A 17867-nucleotide genomic window follows, 5' to 3' on the forward strand; every position below is an offset into this window, starting at 1 on the left:
GCATCTCGTCGGGATCCTACTTCTCGGTATGTTGTGGACGAAATACCACGGTTCCACAGGCCGGGTACACCCGGCCCTCGTCGTCCCGGCCCCGCCATCCCTGCAACCGAGCGCTCATCTGCGTGTGCTGGAAGCGCGCTCCGTCGCGGTCGCCACGGACGGTCCGGACGACGGTCCCGACCAGGCCGCGACCGATCCAGTACGCGGCCTGCCCGTACAGACCGTGCTTGCGGAGGACCCGACCGAAGCCGCGGTTGTACCGGCGGACCTTCGCGAGGGTCTCGGTCGTCATACCGGCGTCACGGAAGTCCGGGTGCCGCACCGAAAGGTCCGGCATGTAGCGCATCCGCGCACCGGAGGCGAGGGCGCGGAGGACCATGTCGGTCTCCTCGCCGGCCCCGAAGGGCGTTCCGGAGCCCGTACCGAGGTCTTCGTCGAAATCGCCGAGGCGTTCGAGGACGTCGCGACGCATGAAGATCCCCGAGCTCACGACGGTCCGCGGCACCCGCCAACTCGTGACGTCACCCGGGCGCCGGCGCCAGCGGAGCATCGTGCCCTGCTCGTCGCTTCCGCGGGAGGGGATCGAGGCCGCGTCGAGCCCCTGCGTCGCGAACCGGTGCGAGATCGTCGCCAGGACGCCGTCGGGGTACCAGCAGTCGTCGTCCGGGAACGCGATCACCTCACCGCGGAGTCGAGTCATCCCGGCGTTCCTGCCCCGGCTGACGCCACGGACGTCCGGCTGGTGCACGTGTTCGGCGTGCCCGGCGTCGATGAGCGGCTGCAGCACGGCCAGTGCATCCGGAGTCGGTCGCTGCTCGACGACGGTGACGAACACCGACACCCCGGCGCGCTCGATCGTCTCGAGGCAGCGGGCGAGGTGGTCCGGCGTCCGGATCGTCGAGACGACGAGGTGGAAGCGGTGGTCGGCGTTCACGCGTGGGCCTTCGTGCGGGCGAAGAGCTCGGCTGTCGGCGAGCCTGCGGTGTGCCAGTCGAGGAGGCGCTGCTGGACGGAGCCCAGCCGCTCCCGGAGCTCGGCCGTCCGGGCGCGGATCCCGTCACGGTGTCGGGTGGCGATCTGCATCTCGTGGACGAGCTCGTCGACGTCGTGGCCCACCGTGAGCGGCGCGGGGCCGTCCGTGACACTGCGCCAGAAGTCGTCACACTTGGACGCGTACGACAGCGGGACAGTGGGCACGTCGAGCGAAACCGCCGCGATGGCGCCGTGGAGTCGTTCGGACACGACCAGGTCGCATCCCGCGATGGCGGCCATCGTCGTCGGGACGTCGATGTACTCGTGCACGACCGCCGGTGTGCGCAGGCGGGCGGCCAACCCGTGCGCCGCCATGCGGTCGGCCCCGGACAGCGCGAACGCGACGACCTCGGTGGTGCCGGTCGCGGCCGCGTGTCGGTCGACCGCCTCGGCGATCGTGTCGACGTCGAACCTCGTGGTCGGATCAGATCCGATGCTGACGCCGATCCGGCCGTCGGGCCGGACGGTGCGTTGGACGTGGACGAGCTCGGGGTAGAGCAGCGCCGGATCGCCCACGACGTCGACCGGGCACAGGTTCGTGGTGACCTCGTGTTCGGTGAGCGGCCCACGGACACCGTGCAGCGCGAACCGGTCGAGCGAACGCCAGGCGTCCCACTGCTGCGGTTGTGTCCCGAGCGAGTAGCTGTCGTCGGCGGCAGCTGCCCCGAGACCGAGTCCGATGGTGCCGGTCGCGCCGAAGTACCGGGTCGCACGGTCGACGTGTCCGGCCCAGGACGCGAACCCGACGGTCGTGCCGCCACCGAGCAGCACGAGCCGCTCGCGACCGATCAGCCGGGCGCGGTCGCGAACGAAGCGCGGTGAGCGGCGAGCGTAGTCCCGCCGGGTCAGGGGCGCCTCGACGTCCAAGGGGTGACGGAGCGCGGCACGCCAGGTCTCGTGCAGGAGGTCGTCGCCGAAGTTGCCGTACCCCTGCCAGCCGAGGTAGACGAACGATCGGGGCGGTGTGCTGCGGGTCATCGGGTTTCCTTCTGTTCGGTGGTGGCGGTCGAGTCGTTGCGTGCGCGTGACGAGCGGCGAGGGCTCTCGCTCACCGGCGCCGAGGGCTCGTAGTTGTAGTAGGTCTTCATGCGTCGCTGGGCTGGGAGGCGGTTCACCACGAGCCCGAGCAGTCGTGCGCCCACCTGCCGCAGGGTCTGCTCGGCCGCGACGAAGTCGGCGCGCCGTGTCTGTCCGTTGACGCTCACGACGAGCAGGACCCCGGAGCAGATGGCGCCGAGGACGGCGGGGTCGGTCACCGGGAGGAGCGGCGGGGCGTCGACGATCACGACGTCGTAGCGGGATTCGAGCTCGCGGACGAGGTCCGCCATCCGGCTGGAGCTCAGGAGTTCGCTCGGGTTCGGCGGCACCCGCCCCGCAGCGAGGACGTGCAGGGGGTTGTCCCCACCGACCTCCTGGATGGCATCGTCGAGCGCGACCTGTCGGGTGAGCACGGTGGACAGGCCGACGCGGCTCTCGATCCCCAAGTACGTCCCGGTCGTCGGGCGTCGCAGGTCGGCGTCGACGAGCAGGACCCGCGACCCGTTCTGCGCCAGCATGAGCGCGAGGTTCACGGCGGTCGAGGACTTGCCCTCGCCCGGGGTCGCGCTCGTCACGACGATGCTCTGCGGACCGCCGTCGAGGTTCGTGTACGTCAGGTGCGTCCGCAGCTGCCGGAAGCTCTCGGCCCGGGTGCTGTAGCGGTTGTCGACGGCGACGAGGGGGTGTTTCGCGATGGTGTCGTCCACCCCGAACTCGCCGAGCACACTCGCCGTGGTGAGGCGCCGGAGCGCGTCGAACGACCGCAGCCGGGTGTCGAGGACCTCGCGGAGGACTGCCTGCGCAACACCGAGTGCGAGGCCCGCGAGGACGCCGATCGCGAGGTTGACCGGGATCCGCGGAGCGAACGGCATCGTCGGTGCCTTCGCCTGCTGGAACACGCTGAGGTGGACGAGGTCGCTCTGCTGCGATGAGCGCTCGACCTCGTCCACGACGGCGACGAGCTGCGTGGTGACCGCGTTGGCGATCGCCGCCGCACGGGCCGGCGACGTTGACGTCGCGCTGAGCGAGATGATCACGGTCTCGTCAGTGGAGGACGCCGTCACGACCTTCGAGAGGTCGGTGCCGGCCGGGAGTCCGAGCTGCTTCGCCGCGGCGCCGAGGACGCGCGGGGTCAGTGCCAGCGCCGTGTACGACTTCACGCGCGCCGCCGAGAAGTTGTTGCCCTGACTGAGGTCGGTGACCGACGAGCCGGCGGCGACCGAGACGAAGACCTCGCTCGAGGCGCGGTACTCCGGCGCCTGCACGAGGGTGACGCCGACGGCAGCCGACGTGGCGAGGAGGACCAGCGCGAGCGCGGAGATCCATCGCCGTCTGATCACTTCGAGGAACTGCGAGAGCGTCACTGGGGGCCTTCCGGGAGGCGATCGGATGTGTGATACTTATCGTAGATGATATGAAATACCACCGCAAGCGACAGTGGAATGGAGGGGGATCATGCCGGTCCTCGGAGCCGTCTTCACGGCTGTGCTCGCCGTTGCGCTGATCGCCCGTCGGACGTGGCTCCCCGCGGTGATCGGCGTCGCCGGCGGCCTGCCGTACACGGCTGCCGTCGTCGCCGGAGGGAACGGCGTGCCCCTGTTCTCGACTGCGGCGCTCGCGTCGGGCATCGCGCTCCTCGGGACCCGCCCGCTGCGCACCACGCACTGGTCGGCGAACGCGCTCGCAGCCTTCGTCGCGTGGGCGACCATCGCCACCGCCGTCGCCCCCTGGATGTTCGCCGGCGTCCGTGTCCTCGTCCCACGTGGCGGTGTGGACGGTCAGGTGCTGGACCCCGGGTACCTCACCTACTCGATCAGCAACCTCGCGCAGCTCGGGTACCTGTTGCTCGCGGTGTGCGCGTTGCTGTACCTCGTCCGCGTCGGGGCGGCAGAGACCGCGCTCCGGATCGCGCTGGTCGTCGGCACGGTCGTGACCACCGTGCGCGGGGTGCTCGTGCAGGCAGGTGCGGACGTGCTGGCACCCCTGATGGACACGCTGCCGGGGGTCGCCTACGCGTGGGCGCTCCCGGGGGAGCGGTTGCGGGGGGTCTTCAGCGAACCGAGCGAGCTCGCAGCGTTCGCCCTCCCGGCCGCCGCGTACTTCGCCGTCACGGCACTGCGGTCGTCCGGCGGGCAGCGGATGATCTGGGCCGCGGCGAGTGCGTTGTCGTGCGCGAACCTCCTGCAGGCGGCGTCCGGCACCGCTGTCGTCGCCTCCGCCGTCGTGATCGCCGTCGGCCTGCTCGTGGTCGCCGTGCGGTACGTCGTCCGGGGTGGACGCGGCACCGTCTGGTTCGTCCTCGGGGGGCTGACGATCGCGATCGTGCTGCTCGCGGCCGGCCCGCAGCTCGCCGCACCGGTCGAGGCGATCGTGGACGACAAGGTCGGCAGTCAGTCGTACGACTCCCGGACCGGCGCGGACGGCTTCAGCTGGGGGGTCCTCGCCGACACCCTCGGCATCGGCGCCGGGCTCGGCGCGAACCGGCCGTCGTCCTTCGGGATGACGCTGCTGACCTGCGTCGGGATCCCGGGCACGATCGCGTTCGCCGTCTTCGCGCTCGGCGTGCTCGTGCGCGCGGCGCGGTCACCGGCGACCGTCCCGGCCTCGGTCGCGCTCGCCGCGGTGCTCGTCGCGAAGCTCGTCGGCACCCCGGACCTCTCGACGCCGATCCTCTGGCTGCTCCTCGCCGCATGTGCCTCGAGCGTCTGGCGCCCCGTCGCCGAGCCGCCGGAACCGGGACCGGACGCCGCCCGTGCACGACCCGTCACCCTGACAGGAGCCCATCAGTGATCTCGATCCTCATCGTCTGCGAGGGCAACATCTGCCGTTCGCCGTACGTCGAACGCGTCCTCCGGGCGCGCCTCGACGCAGTGCTGCCCGGAGTCTTCCGCGTGGACAGCGCCGGCACCGCTGCGACAGCGGGTACGCCGATGTTCCCGCGTTCCGCCACCGCTGTCGGACAGGACGGCGGCGACCCGGACGCCTTCGTCTCGACGCCGCTGACCGCCGCGGTGCTGCGCGACAGGGACCTCGTGCTCACGCTTGAGCGCGCGCACCGAGCGCAGGTCCTCGACCTCGCGCCGCACCTCCTGCGGTGGACCTTCACGATGGCGGAGTTCGACCGTCTCGTCCGCCCCCTGCTGGACGCCGATGCCGTCGACGAGCGGTTCTGGGCGGAACTCCCGCGCCTCGTGTCCCGCTTCCGGGTCGCGACGGCCCCGACCGACCCGGCGCTCGACGACGTCGCCGACCCGGTACGCGGCGACGAGCACGACTTCCTGACCATGCGCGAGCGGGCGATCTCCGCCATCGCGACCATCGCGGCGTGCGCGGAACGCGCCGCCGCCGACCAGAACGGAGCCGACCGTGCGCGGACTGCTCGTCCATGAGTGGATCGAGGCGGTGGGCGGCGCCGAGCGTGTCGTCGACGCATTCGCCGATGCCTACCCTGCCGCCGACGTGTTCGGGCTGTGGAACGACGCCCCCGGGCGCTACGCGGACCGGCGGGTGGTCGAGAGTGTCCTGGCGCGGTCGCCCCTCCGCGGCAGGAAGGCGCTGTCGATGCCGTTCCTCCCGGCCCTGTGGAGTCACGGCCTGCGCACCGTCGGCGAGTACGACTGGGCGATCGTGAGCTCGCACCTGTTCGCCCACCAGGCCCGTGTGACCGGGGTCGCCCCGGACCGGCAGTTCACCTACGTGCACACGCCGGCCCGGTACCTCTGGAACCCGGAACTCGATGCCCGCGGATCGACCATGCTCGCCCGCGCGGGTTCGCCGGTACTCCGCTCCGTCGACCGCCGTCGCGCCCAGGGGCTCCGTCACGTCGCCGCGAACAGTCGTTTCGTGCAGCAGCGCATCCGCGACACCTGGGGCATCGACGCTCAGGTGATCAACCCGCCGGTCGGCGTGGAGCGGCTCGCTGCGGTCGCCGACTGGGCGTCCGTGCTCGACGAGCGCGACCGCGCTGTCCTCGAGGCGCTGCCTGCCGACTTCGTCCTCGGTGCCTCGCGGTTCGTTCCGTACAAGCGCCTCGACGTCGTCATCGATGCCGGTCGGGCGTCCGGGCGTCCGGTGGTGCTCGCCGGCGACGGTCCGGATGCCGAGCGGCTGCGCGCGCTGGCTGCCGAGTCGAGGGTCGAGGTGCACTTCGTCTGCACGCCCTCCGACGCGATGCTCGCGGCGCTCCTGCAGCGTGCCGCGGTCTACGTGTTCCCTCCCGTCGAGGACTTCGGGATCCTGCCCGTCGAGGCGCTGGCCCTCGGCACGCCGGTGGTCGCGAACGCCGAGGGCGGGGCTCGCGACTCGGTGCAGGAAGGAACGAGCGGCACGCTCCTCCACGACCTCGCGGATTCGACCCTGGCCGCAGCGGTCGACGGTGCCGTGCGACTCGACCCAGCGGCCTGTCGTGCGCGCGCCGCCGCGTTCTCGACCGAGCGGTTCCAGCGCGAGATCGCGGAGTGGACCGGCATCCCGGTGGGGGGCCGGACCGGCTGAGGGTCCGCGGGGGTGGACCGGACCGCCTGGAGGCCCGGTGCCGGTCCGTCGGACCTGCACCGGGCCTCCAGTCGGTCGCTAGCTGGCTGCGCTCAGCAGGACGCGCTCGATCTGCGCCACGATGTGCGGCGTCGCGTAGCGCGCGGCGGAGTGGCGCCCGTTGCGGGCGAGTCGGTTCCGTTCCTGCTCGTCACCGGCCAACCGGAGGATCGCGTGCGCGAGGGCATCGACGTCGCCGGGACGGACGAGGAGCCCGTCCTCGCCGTGCGTGAGCACCTCGGCAGGGCCGCCAGCGTCCGCGGCGATGACCGGTCGACCGAGCGCCATCGCCTCGGTGACCACCTGCCCGAACGGCTCCGGGCGGCGGCTGGCGTGCACGAGCAGATCGCACGCGCTGATCTCGGCATCGACGTCCTGCCGGTGTCCCCGGAACTCGACCACCGCCGTCAGGTCCAGCTCCGTGACCAGGGTGTGCAACTCGGCGGCGTGGTGGTCGTCGGTCCCGAAGTGCGCCGCGCCGATCAGCCGGAGCCGCGCATCGGGGTCGAGACCGAGCGCGCGGGCCGCGGCGAAGGCGCGGACAGCGATCTCCTGCCCCTTCCAACGGGTGAGCCGCCCGACCATGCCGATGGTGAACGGGCCGGGTGCCGACGGGGCGGCCTGGTCCGGGAGGTCCACGGGGCAGCCGATCACCGCGGGTGCCGGACCGGACCGGCCGAGGGAGCGGGCCGTCGTCCGTGAGTTGGCGATTCTGGCTGCGGGGAGCGTCGTCAGCGCCGCGCGGAGTACCAGGGTGTTCGCGCGGGAGGCACCGGCCGCTCCGACGACGTCGTGGACGTACGCCACGACGGGGATGCGTGCGAGCCGGCCGGCCAGTCCGCCGTACACGTGCGCTTTCGCCGAGTGTGTGACGACCACGTCGGCGCCGAGGTCGCGGAGCCGTCGCGCGAGGGCCCGCGTGGAGCGGAGTGTCGACACTCCCTTCGCGAGGAGGCCCCCGGCCGCATCGGCTGCGTGCTCGGTCACGGACGGGTCGAGCGCGACGACCTCGTGCTCGACGCCGAGCCCGGAGAGCAGGGACTCGAGTGGCCCGTGTTCACCGAGGACGACGATCACCTCGGTCTCGACCCGGGCGGCGGCCACCCGCGCCACGAGGAGCTCCGCCCCGGACAGTGCTGCGCTGTGGGTGAGCATGGCGACGAGCGGGAGGTTCCGGGTTGTCATGCATCTAGAATACCAGTATTCTATAGAGCGTGACATTGAAACGTCACCGGGGCGACAGTGCCAAGCGTCATCCGCCTCGCCGCGATCCCAGAACGGAACCCGACATGCGTCACACCTCCCGCACCGCCCGCATCGCCGCCACGACCCTGGCTGCGATCGGGATCCTCACCGTCGTCACGGCGTGCTCCGGCACCGGCGGCGACGAGCCCACCAAGAAGCCGACGGCCAGCTCGAGCGCCGAGGCAGACGACCGCTTCTCGACGCCGCCGGCCGACATCCAGAAGGCGACGGCGGAGTGCGCCGACGGCAAGGTCGTCATCGACCAGAGCAACAAGGACGTCACCGTGGGCGACTGCGCCTCGGTCGAGATCACCGCGAGCAACGCGGTCGTCCACCTCGGCAAGGTCGACGCGCTCGTCATGAGCGGCACCATCAACGACGTCGACGCCAAGGAGATCGGCAAGGTCACGGTCAGCGGCAACGGCAACCGGGTCACCACGGACGGCAAGCCGAAGGTCACGGACAAGGGCGCCGAGAACCTGTTCGTCACCCGCTGAGTCCGACCCGACCCGAACGGAGGACTGCCATGACCCGCGCGACCCTGCCGGACTGGCAGTCCTCCGCTCCGCTCGCGACCGCGGCAGCCCGTGGCGGCATCGTCACCGCCGCCGGCACCGCGACCCGGTTCCTCGTGCAGCTCGTCACCGTCGTGGTGATCGCCAGGATCCTCGGCCCCGCCGAGTACGGGTTCGCGGTCGTCGTGCTCCTGCTCAGCGGTCTCGCCGAGCTCCTCCGCATCGGTGGCATCGGAGCCCTCGTCATCCGTGCGCCGCGCCTGTCCGCCGGCGTCGCCTCCTCGCTCCACCTCCTCAGCGCCGCAGCCGGACTCGCTGTCGGCGCTGCGCTGGCCCTGTCGGCGCCGGCACTCGCGGTCGTCCTCGGCTTCCCAGCGTCCGGCAGGTCCGTGATGCTGCTCGCGGTTCCCTTCGTGGTGGCCGGGGCCAGCGCGGTCCCCACGGCGCTGCTCGCCCGCAACCTCCGCTTCCGTGCCCTCGCCCTGCTCGAGGTCGCGTCGATGGTCTCCGGCGCCGCCCTGGCGCTCGTGCTCGCGATCGCCGGTGCGGGCTCGTCGGCGCTCGTCGCCCAGGCGCTCCTCTTCTCGCTCGTGCTCGGCATCGGTTCGATCGCCGTGTGTCCCTGGCGCCCGACCCGCCCCGCGCGGTGGTCCGCCGTCCGGCCGGAACTCGGCTTCGCAGCGAACGTCACCGCGGTCCAGGTCCTCAACTTCGCGGCCCGCAACCTCGACAAGGTGATCGTCGGGGCGTCGTTCGGCCCGCTCGCCGCCGGCTTGTACGCACAGGCCGGGCAGCTGCTCACGATCCCGCTGGAGCAGGTCAACGGGCCGCTCCAGCGCGTCGCGGTCCCCGTGCTCGCCAAGGTCGCCGACGACCGCGAGCGCTTCCGGCGCTACTACCGGCACCTCACAGCCCTGACCGGGTACGTGCTGTGGCCGACCTTCGCGGTGCTGGCAGTGCTCGCCGACGCCGTCGTCACCGTGCTGTTCGGCCCCGCGTGGGCGGGCTCGGTACCGATCTTCCGCGTGCTGGTGCTCGCTGGCATCGCGCAGACTCTCGGCTACGTCACCGTCTGGGTGTTCGTCGCGACCGGCCAGGGCGCTCGTCAGACCATCTGGGCGCTCGTCAGCCGTCCACTCGTCCTCGCCTCGTTCTTCGTCGGCCTGCCGTGGGGCGTCACCGGGATGGCGTGGGCGTTCTCCGTCAGCTCGCTCGTCCTCGTCGTCCCCGGCTTCGTGGTCGCTGGTCGACGCCCAGGGCTCGGGCTCCGTGACCTCGTCGCGCCGATCGTCCGCCCCGGCATCGTGGCCGTGGCGGTGGGTGGTGTCACGCTCCTGACCCGGCTGCTCGACCTCGGCCCCTGGCTCGCGATCACGGTCGGCGGCGCTTCTGCGCTCGTCGTGCTCGCCCTTGCCGTCGTGCTGCCGGGCATCCGCCGCGACGTCATCGCGATGGCGCGCCACGTCGTGCCCGCCCAGTTCGGGCGCACCACCGCAACCACACCCTGAGAGAGCGAGTCCGCCGTGCCCGTCTCCGCCGTGCCCGTCTCCGTCGTCGTCCCGGTCGGTCGACCCGACACCGCCCTGAGCGCGCAGCTCGGGGCGATCGCCGTGCAACAGCACGAGGGCGACGTCGAAGTCGTCCTCGCTGCCAACGGCGTCAGGCCCAGCGTCCTGCGCCCGTTCGTCGACGCCACGGAGTGGCCATCCGGCTGGGCCGTGCGCGTCGTCGACGCGACGGACGTCCGTGGGCCGAGCCACGCTCGCAACGTCGGCTGGCGCGCCGCACGACACGACATCGTGCTGTTCTGCGACGCGGACGACGTGCTCGAACCCGGATGGATCTCGGCGATGGCTGTGGCCGTGCAGCAAGACGGCATCGGCGGCGGCCGACTGGCGTACGACCTGCTCAACGCACCCGCGCTCGCGGCCCGGGTGACCGCGTCGACGACGGAGCTGCCCGTCAAGTTCCGGCACCTGCCCTACACGCCGAGCTGTGCGCTCGGCGTGACCCGCGCGCTGCTCGAGGCCGTCGACGGCTTCGACGAGTCCTTGCACTGCGGCGAGGACATCGACTTCTGCTGGCGGGTGGCTGCGGCTGGTTCGCCCATCGTCTTCGTCCCGCAGGCGGTCGTCCAGTACCGCTTGCGCAGCGCGGCCCGCGGTGCGTTCCGCCAGGCGTACCGCTACGGCGTCGACGATGCGCGCCTCCTGCGGGCACACCGCGCCGCCGGTGCACGGTGGCGCGCGGTCGACGGGGTCCGTGAGCTCGCATCGACGGTCAAAGCCGTTCTGCTCGCCGGCACCGGCCAGGAGGCCCGGATCACCGCCGCCTCGCGCGTCGGCGCTACCTGTGGCCGGTTCGCAGGCTCCGTGCGGCACCGCATCGCCGCCTTCTGATCGCAGTCCGCCGCTGAGCGGCCAGGCCGCCGCCCGTCGTCACGACGGGCGGCGGCCTTCGTCGTTGGTGAACGTGAGCTGTGGGCTGTGGGCTGTGGCAGGGCGGTCGGCGGTCGGCGGTGGGTGGTGGGCCGGTGCGGTTGCGGTTGCTGGGTTGTCGTGCCGGTGCCGGTGCCGGTGCCGGTGCCGCTGGCGTTGCGCGTTGCGCAGGTGCCGGGGACGCCGAACGGCCCGACCCCTGGGTGGGGTCGGGCCGTCGGGTCCTGCTGGGGTGTTACTGGGTGACGTTGATGGTCGTGACCACCGCGTCGCCGATCAGGTTGCCCTTCGTGATCTGCTTCGTGTAGAGCACGTAGACCTGCGGGGTCAGCGTGCGGCTGATCGTGATGGACCACTCGCCTTCGGAGTTGACCGTGGCCTCGCCGAGTCGGCTCGTGGTGCCGCCGAGGACGACCTTCGAGCCAGCCTGGCCGGTACCGGTGAACGTGATGCCGGTTCCGGGGACCTGTGCGCCCTCGGCCGGGGTGTTCACGACGACCTGGGTCGCCGTGCCGTAGTCGAGCGTCGCCGTCTTGGCGGGGGAGACCTCACCGTCGACCGTCTGGGTGACGGTGAAGGTGCGGACGCCCGCGACGGTGGCCGGGATCGAGAGCGAGTACTTGCCGTCGGCGCCGGTGGTGGTGCCGATGACGGTGCTGCCCTCGCGGACCACGACGGTCGCGCCGGTCTGAGCGTTGCCGCTGATCGTGGCCTGCTTCTCGACGTCGGCCTGGAACGAGCCGGCCGCGGTGAGCTCCGTGACCTGCTTGTCCTGCACCGTGACGGTGATCTCGGCCTGCTTCGTCAGCCCGCCCTTGCTCGTCTGGAGCGCGTGCAGCTCGTAGAGGTTGGGGGTGAGCTGCCGGGAGACATCGACCGTCCAGGCACCGTTGGCGACCTTCGTGTCACCGATCGACGAGGTCTTGCCGCGCATGTCGAGCTTGGCGCCGGTGGCGCCGGTGCCCGTGAAGCGGATCTGGCCGTTCGTCACGGTGGCGCCGTTCGCCGGGGTGGAGATCACCGGGGCGACGGGGTTGCCGTAGTCGAGCGAGCGGTTCAACGGGGCGGACACGGCGCCGTTGACGGTCTGGGTGACCGTGAACGTGTTGACACCGAACTTCGCCTTGGCCGGCGGGATCGTGATCGTGTACCGACCGCCGGTCGCCTTCGCGGTACCGACGATCGAGCCGTCAGCAGCCTTCACGGTGACCGTGGCGTCCATCTGGGCCGCGCCGGAGATCGTCGCCGGCAGGTTCTCGTCGGTGGTGTTGAACGCCGCCGTCGCGGTGAGCGGGGTGACCGCCTGCTCGTCCGTGACCGTCACGGTGATCGCCTGCTGGGTGGTCAGACCGCCCTTGGTGGTCTGCACCGCCCACAAGTTGTAGAGGTTGCTCGTCAGCGGGAAGTCGACCTTGGCGGTCCACTCGCCGTTCACGACGTCGCCGCTGGCGATCGCGTTCACGGTGCCACGGACGGTGACCTTCGCGCCGGTCTGACCGGTGCCGGTGAAGGTCAGGCCCTCCTTGTTGACGGTCGCGCCGTTCGCCGGCGAGGTGATGTTGATCGGCGTCGGCGTGCCGTAGTCGAGCGAGACGTTCACGGCTGCGGAGGTCTTGCCGTTCAGCGTCTGGGTGACGCTGAACTCGTTCACGCCGAACTGTGCGCGGTTCGCCGGGACCGGGATCGTGTAGCGGCCGTCGCTTGCGACGAGGCGGCCGATCTCGTTGCCGAGGCTGTCCTTGACGACGACGGTCGCGCCGGTGGTCGCCGCGCCCGAGATCGTCGCGGGCTTGGTGACGTCCTGGTCGAAGGCGCCCGTGGCGGTCAGCGCCGTGGAGAACTCCGAGGCGTTGATCGTGAACGAGACGGGCTTCGAGTCGGCGTTGCCACGGACCGGGGTCTGCGTCGCGGTGAGGTCGTAGACACCGTTGCCGAGGTCGAACGTCGCCGGGGCGGACCAGTTGCCGTTGTCATCGACCACTGCAGCGGCCACGACGCGGCCGGACGTGCCCTTGACCTCGACACGTGCGCCCTTGTCACCCGTACCGGAGAACACCGGACGCTTCTGGTCGACCGTGGAGCCGTTCGCCGGGGTCTGGACGACGAGCGGGGCCGGGTTCGCCGGGGCCTCGGTGCGGATCGTGAAGTTCACGCGCTTCGTCTCGGCGGAGCCCGTGAGTGGGGTCTGGGTCACGCCGAGGTCGTAGAAGCCCTCGCCGAGGTCGAAGTCCGCCGGAGCGGACCACTTGCCGTCCTTGACCGTCGCCGAGGCGACGACACGGCCGGAGTTGCCCTTGACCTCGATGGTCGCGCCTTCGTCACCGGTACCGGAGAACGTCGGACGCTTGGTGTCCACGACCGAGCCGTTGGCCGGAGTCTGGACGACGAGCGGTGCTGGGTCGGCCGGGATCTCGGCTGCCTTGAGCGTCGTGATCGCGACGGGCGTGGTGGAGGTGTATCCCGGAGGTGCCGTGAACACGGTGAACAGGGTGGCGTCGGCTGTCGGCTGCGTGGTCGCACGGATCTTGAAGGTGCGGGTGGCGACGCCCTTGGCGACGTTCTTCTGCGTGACCGCGGAGACGTTGGTGGCCTTGTAGGTCAGCGTCTGGAGGCCGTTCGAGTTGGTTCCGGTGATCCACTCGTCCTTCCACACGCCGTTGTTCGTCCCGGCGGGGAGGTCGTAGACCTCGTAGCCGCGGGGCATGGTGAACAGCCAGGAGTACGAGGTTCCGCTCTCCATGTCGACGCCGGTCTCGCCGGTCTTGGCTCGTGCGTTCCAGGAGACAGTGCCCTGGGTGCCGTTGGCGAAGGCGTCGCCGGTGTTGGGCTTCCCGGTGAGGTTGTACGTCCCGAGGGTGGTCGACTCCGGAGCCGCCTCGACGGTGAAGTTGACGCGTGCGTTCGAGGTGTCGCCGCGGACGGGCGTCTGGGTGACGGTGAGGTCGTAGGCGGCGTTCGTGAGGTCGATGTCCGAGGGGGCAGACCACTTGCCGTCCTTGACGGTTGCGGTGGCGATGATCTGGCCGGCGTTGGTCCGGATGTCGATCTTGGCGCCTTCGTCGCCGGTGCCGGAGAACACCGGGCGCTTGGTGGTGACGGTGGACCCGTTGGTCGGGGTCTGGACGATGAGCGGTGCCGGGTTCGCCGGAGCTTCTTCGAGGGTCGTCGGGGTCGAGCCGTTGACGCGGTAGCTGCCGATGGAGCTGGTGCCCATGAACAGGTAGTTCATCTGGCTCGAGGTCGTCGTGGCGTTCGAGGCGTCGACCTTGAGGTTCCAGCGGAACTGCTGGCCGGCGCTCTGCGAGCCGCCGGTCTTGCCGAAGTTGAACTCCATCTGGCGGTTGTTGTCGAACAGGCGGCCGTTCTTGAGGTTGAGAACCTCGGAGTTCGCCCACGCGCCGCTGGAGCCGTTGCGCCACTGTCCGGTGACCGTGGTCTGGCCGGGCGCGAAGGTGGTGCCGGCTGGAGCGGCAACCGTGACGATCCCCTCCATGCCGGTGCGGGTCGCCTGGTTCTCGACCACGAACGGCACGTTGGTGGGCGTGGTGCGGCTGAGGGGCACGTTCGGCTGGGGCACGCCGATGATGGGACCGTTCTCGACGATGGTGATCGTGACGCTGGTGCGGTCGATCTCGACGCCGCCGACCTTCTGGATGATGGTGCGGGGGTTCGCACCGACGGGGAGGTCGCGGACGGTGAGGGACCACTTGCCGGTGCCGTCTGCGGTGGTCGCGAACGAGGTGCCGCTGACGGTGATCGCGGCGCCGGGGGTGGCGGTGCCGGAGACGACGGCGGTCTTCGCGACGTTGTCGACGGTCCCGACCGTGGCGGTCAGCGCGGCGGCAGCCTTCAGCGTCGCCGATCCCTTGGGAGACGAGGAAGTGTACGACGGTGGCGGCGTGAACGAGGCGGTGAGGGTGCTGTCCGCGGTCGGCTTTTCGGTGGCACGGATGCTGAACGAGCGCTCGCCCATGTCGGTGGTTTCGTTCTTCATCGTCTCGCCGGAGACGTTCGTGTTCTTGTAGGTGACGGTTTGCTGGCCGTCGGAGGTGGTGCCCTTCAACCACTCCACGTGCCACCCGTACCAGGTCGACGGATCGGGAAGGTTGACGGCTTCGTAGCCGACCGGCAGGGTGAACGTCCACGAGTAGGACTTGCCGTTCTCGATGTCGATGCCGGTGGGATTCGCCGATACCTGCGGATTCCACCGCACCTTGCCGGTCGTGTCCTTCGTGAACACCTCGCCCGAGTCCGGTGCCGCACCCAGGTTGTGGATGCCGAGGGTGGTCGACTCCGGAGCCGCCTCGACGGTGAAGTTGACGCGTGCGTTCGAGGTGTCGCCGCGGACGGGCGTCTGGGTGACGGTGAGGTCGTAGGCGGCGTTCGTGAGGTCGATGTCCGAGGGGGCAGACCACTTGCCGTCCTTGACGGTTGCGGTGGCGATGATCTGGCCGGCGTTGGTCCGGATGTCGATCTTGGCGCCTTCGTCGCCGGTGCCGGAGAACACCGGGCGCTTGGTGGTGACGGTGGACCCGTTGGTCGGGGTCTGGACGATGAGCGGTGCCGGGTTCGCCGGAGCTTCTTCGAGGGTCGTCGGGGTCGAGCCGTTGACGCGGTAGCTGCCGATGGAGCTGGTGCCCATGAACAGGTAGTTCATCTGGCTCGAGGTCGTCGTGGCGTTCGAGGCGTCGACCTTGAGGTTCCAGCGGAACTGCTGGCCGGCGCTCTGCGAGCCGCCGGTCTTGCCGAAGTTGAACTCCATCTGGCGGTTGTTGTCGAACAGGCGGCCGTTCTTGAGGTTGAGAACCTCGGAGTTCGCCCACGCGCCGCTGGAGCCGTTGCGCCACTGTCCGGTGACCGTGGTCTGGCCGGGCGCGAAGGTGGTGCCGGCTGGAGCGGCAACCGTGACGATCCCCTCCATGCCGGTGCGGGTCGCCTGGTTCTCGACCACGAACGGCACGTTGGTGGGCGTGGTGCGGCTGAGGGGCACGTTCGGCTGGGGCACGCCGATGATGGGACCGTTCTCGACGATGGTGATCGTGACGCTGGTGCGGTCGATCTCGACGCCGCCGACCTTCTGGATGATGGTGCGGGGGTTCGCACCGACGGGGAGGTCGCGGACGGTGAGGGACCACTTGCCGGTGCCGTCTGCGGTGGTCGCGAACGAGGTGCCGCTGACGGTGATCGCGGCGCCGGGGGTGGCGGTGCCGGAGACGACGGCGGTCTTCGCGGCGTTGTCGACGGAATCGACCTTCGCCGTGATCGGGCTCGTGGCGGCAGCGGTGAGCGTGGTGACCGTCGACCCCGTCGCGCTGAAGGCACCCTGGGTGCTCGTGCCAGCGAACACGTAGCCGACGGTGCTGTTGCCGCCAGCGGCCTGGGCGGGCGTGGACACCAGGGTGTTGAACCGCATGAGCGTGCCGGCGGGGACATCGAAGCCGGAGCCGTTGACGGCGTATGTGAGCTTCGTGTTGCTGTCGGAGCGGACACCGTTGCGCATCCCGAGGTACGACGAGTCAGTCCAGTTGCCGTCCGGCGTCTTGTACTGCACGGCACGCGTGTCGGCGTTGGCGAAGGTAGTGCCGGCGGGCGCAGAGAGGACGATCGTGGCGTTGACGCCCGAGCGTGCGCCGGTGGTCTTGACGGTGACCGGGACGGTCGTCGTCGCGCCGCGGTTGAGTGCGACCGGGGGAGTCGTCTCCGGGACCACGACGCTGTTCCCGACGCCGGCCTTGAGGATGGTGGAGGCCTGGGGCGTGGTGGAGGTGTATCCCGGAGGTGCCGTGAACACGGCGGACAGGGTGGCGTCGGCTGTCGGCTGCGTGGTCGCACGGATCTTGAAGGTGCGGGTGGCGACGCCCTTGGCGACGTTCTTCTGCGTGACCGCGGAGACGTTGGTGGCCTTGTAGGTCAGCGTCTGGAGGCCGTTCGAGTTGGTTCCGGTGATCCACTCGTCCTTCCACACGCCGTTGTTCGTCCCGGCGGGGAGGTCGTAGACCTCGTAGCCGCGGGGCATGGTGAACAGCCAGGAGTACGAGGTTCCGCTCTCCATGTCGACGCCGGTCTCGCCGGTCTTGGCTCGTGCGTTCCAGGAGACAGTGCCCTGGGTGCCGTTGGCGAAGGCGTCGCCGGTGTTGGGTTTCCCGGTGAGGTTGTACGTCCCGAGCGTCGTCGAGGGCGCGCCGATGGTGATCGTGACGTTGACGCGGTCGACCTCGGTGCCGTTCACCTTCTGGATGATGGTGCGGCCGTTCGCACCGACGGGGAGGTCGCGGACGGTGAGGGACCACTTGCCGGTGCCGTCCGCGGTGGTCGCGAACGAGGTGCCGCTGACAGTGATCGCGGCGCCGGGGGTGGCGGTGCCGGAGACGACGGCAGTCTTCGCGACGTTGTCCACGGAGTCGACCTTCGCAACGAGTGGGGACTGCGCGGGGCGCATGTCCTTGCCGCTCGCAAGTTCAAGGCTCGACTGGTTGCCAGTCGACAAGCCTGAACCGTTGTGCCACATCGCCCACGGGGCCATCGCCAGCTGACCGGTGGAGTAGTAAGTGCCACTCTGAGCTTGAACCGAGTCGCAGGCTCCCATGAAGAACAGCCGTCCGCCGAAGTCCCAGCCAGGATTCTGTACGCAGCGACCGTCGCTGTTCTTGATGATGCCTGTTGATCCCTTGGCGGGGATCTCCCATCCTGGAGCGGCGTTCTGCAGTGCCGCTTCGTACGTCGAATACCACTTGGAGCCGAAGTTCTTATCAACAGCGGCGTACTGCTCGTTGAAAGGGTATTTGAAGACGATCTTGCCGGTCAGGCGATCACCCGATGCGGTGGGGGACGGGGCCGCGGAAGCGGCGGAGGCGGCCGGACCGAAGGACAAGCCGGAGACGAGCGTGGCTGCGGCGAGACCTGCCGCGCCGAAGGACTTGAGGGCCGTTGCCCTCTTCTTTCGAGACATGTGACGTTCTTTCGGGGAGGGCCGCCGTAAATCCGCGGCACGGTGGGGGATCGCAGTCCAGGACCTCTCGGCCAGCCTGCAAGCCCAGAATATCACATGGAATATGACATGCGAAAC

The 17867-nt window shown here is 70.3% G+C and carries 11 protein-coding genes; 6 read left to right on the forward strand and 5 right to left on the reverse strand.

Annotated features, from left to right (window positions below):
• Positions 1-16: 16 nt before the first annotated feature.
• The 3 genes from EDF47_RS14775 to EDF47_RS14785 are packed head-to-tail and all read right to left on the reverse strand — an operon-like array spanning position 17 to position 3434.
• Positions 17-934, reverse strand: a complete 918-nt coding sequence (locus EDF47_RS14775; RefSeq protein ID WP_159571017.1) for a glycosyltransferase — start codon at positions 932-934, stop codon at positions 17-19.
• A complete protein-coding gene (locus tag EDF47_RS14780) occupies positions 931-2010 on the reverse strand; it encodes a polysaccharide pyruvyl transferase family protein (RefSeq protein WP_123937410.1) in 1080 nt (359 codons plus the stop codon). The genes EDF47_RS14775 and EDF47_RS14780 overlap by 4 nt, the downstream gene beginning before the upstream one ends.
• Positions 2007-3434 (reverse strand): polysaccharide biosynthesis tyrosine autokinase, encoded by a 1428-nt coding sequence (locus EDF47_RS14785; RefSeq protein WP_123937411.1) that lies wholly within the window; start codon positions 3432-3434, stop codon positions 2007-2009. Before EDF47_RS14785 ends, EDF47_RS14780 begins: the two co-directional genes overlap by 4 nt.
• Before the next feature lie 91 nt (positions 3435-3525).
• On the opposite strand from EDF47_RS14785, the gene EDF47_RS14790 reads away from it, so the two are divergent.
• Genes EDF47_RS14790 through EDF47_RS14795 form a run of 3 tightly spaced genes read left to right on the forward strand, consistent with a single transcriptional unit; the run spans position 3526 to position 6564 of the window.
• Positions 3526-4860 carry a hypothetical protein gene (locus tag EDF47_RS14790; RefSeq protein ID WP_165932427.1) on the forward strand — a complete coding sequence of 445 codons (1335 nt, stop codon included), beginning with the start codon at positions 3526-3528 and terminating at the stop codon, positions 4858-4860.
• Entirely contained in the window at positions 4857-5459 is a 603-nt protein-coding gene (locus tag EDF47_RS19920) for a low molecular weight phosphatase family protein (protein ID WP_165932426.1), read from the forward strand. The genes EDF47_RS14790 and EDF47_RS19920 overlap by 4 nt, the downstream gene beginning before the upstream one ends.
• Positions 5437-6564, forward strand: a complete 1128-nt coding sequence (locus EDF47_RS14795; RefSeq protein WP_131847612.1) for a glycosyltransferase — start codon at positions 5437-5439, stop codon at positions 6562-6564. Before EDF47_RS19920 ends, EDF47_RS14795 begins: the two co-directional genes overlap by 23 nt.
• 78 nt (positions 6565-6642) lie before the next feature.
• Here the strand turns inward: EDF47_RS14795 and EDF47_RS14800 are convergent, their stop codons facing one another.
• A complete protein-coding gene (locus EDF47_RS14800) occupies positions 6643-7788 on the reverse strand; it encodes a glycosyltransferase (RefSeq protein WP_166673241.1) in 1146 nt (381 codons plus the stop codon).
• Between the two features lie 104 nt (positions 7789-7892).
• Here EDF47_RS14800 and EDF47_RS14805 point away from each other — a divergent pair, with 104 nt between their 5' ends.
• Genes EDF47_RS14805 through EDF47_RS14815 form a run of 3 tightly spaced genes read left to right on the forward strand, consistent with a single transcriptional unit; the run spans position 7893 to position 10762 of the window.
• A complete protein-coding gene (locus EDF47_RS14805; RefSeq protein ID WP_133937489.1) occupies positions 7893-8345 on the forward strand; it encodes a DUF3060 domain-containing protein in 453 nt (150 codons plus the stop codon).
• Positions 8346-8374: 29 nt separating this feature from the next.
• The gene (locus EDF47_RS14810) at positions 8375-9871 is read left to right on the forward strand and encodes a lipopolysaccharide biosynthesis protein (RefSeq protein ID WP_133937487.1); all 1497 of its coding nucleotides are present in this window, start codon (positions 8375-8377) and stop codon (positions 9869-9871) included.
• Positions 9872-9886: 15 nt separating this feature from the next.
• On the forward strand, positions 9887-10762 hold the full coding sequence (locus EDF47_RS14815; protein WP_133937485.1) for a glycosyltransferase: 876 nt from the start codon (positions 9887-9889) through the stop codon (positions 10760-10762).
• 274 nt (positions 10763-11036) lie between these two features.
• Here the strand turns inward: EDF47_RS14815 and EDF47_RS14820 are convergent, their stop codons facing one another.
• The gene (locus tag EDF47_RS14820; RefSeq protein WP_166673242.1) at positions 11037-17750 is read right to left on the reverse strand and encodes an Ig-like domain-containing protein; all 6714 of its coding nucleotides are present in this window, start codon (positions 17748-17750) and stop codon (positions 11037-11039) included.
• Positions 17751-17867 lie beyond the last annotated feature (117 nt).

Origin of the sequence: Curtobacterium sp. PhB190, assembly GCF_004365385.1 — a bacterium.
In the GTDB taxonomy this organism is placed as follows: Bacteria; Actinomycetota; Actinomycetes; order Actinomycetales; family Microbacteriaceae; genus Curtobacterium.

Coding starts and splice junctions, on each gene's coding strand:
- EDF47_RS14780 (WP_123937410.1), bottom strand. CDS start 2,010: ATGACCCGCAGCACACCGCCCCGATCGTTCGTCTACCTCGGCTGGCAG.
- EDF47_RS14790 (WP_165932427.1), top strand. CDS start 3,526: ATGCCGGTCCTCGGAGCCGTCTTCACGGCTGTGCTCGCCGTTGCGCTG.
- EDF47_RS14800 (WP_166673241.1), bottom strand. CDS start 7,788: ATGACAACCCGGAACCTCCCGCTCGTCGCCATGCTCACCCACAGCGCA.
- EDF47_RS14805 (WP_133937489.1), top strand. CDS start 7,893: ATGCGTCACACCTCCCGCACCGCCCGCATCGCCGCCACGACCCTGGCT.
- EDF47_RS14810 (WP_133937487.1), top strand. CDS start 8,375: ATGACCCGCGCGACCCTGCCGGACTGGCAGTCCTCCGCTCCGCTCGCG.
- EDF47_RS14820 (WP_166673242.1), bottom strand. CDS start 17,750: ATGTCTCGAAAGAAGAGGGCAACGGCCCTCAAGTCCTTCGGCGCGGCA.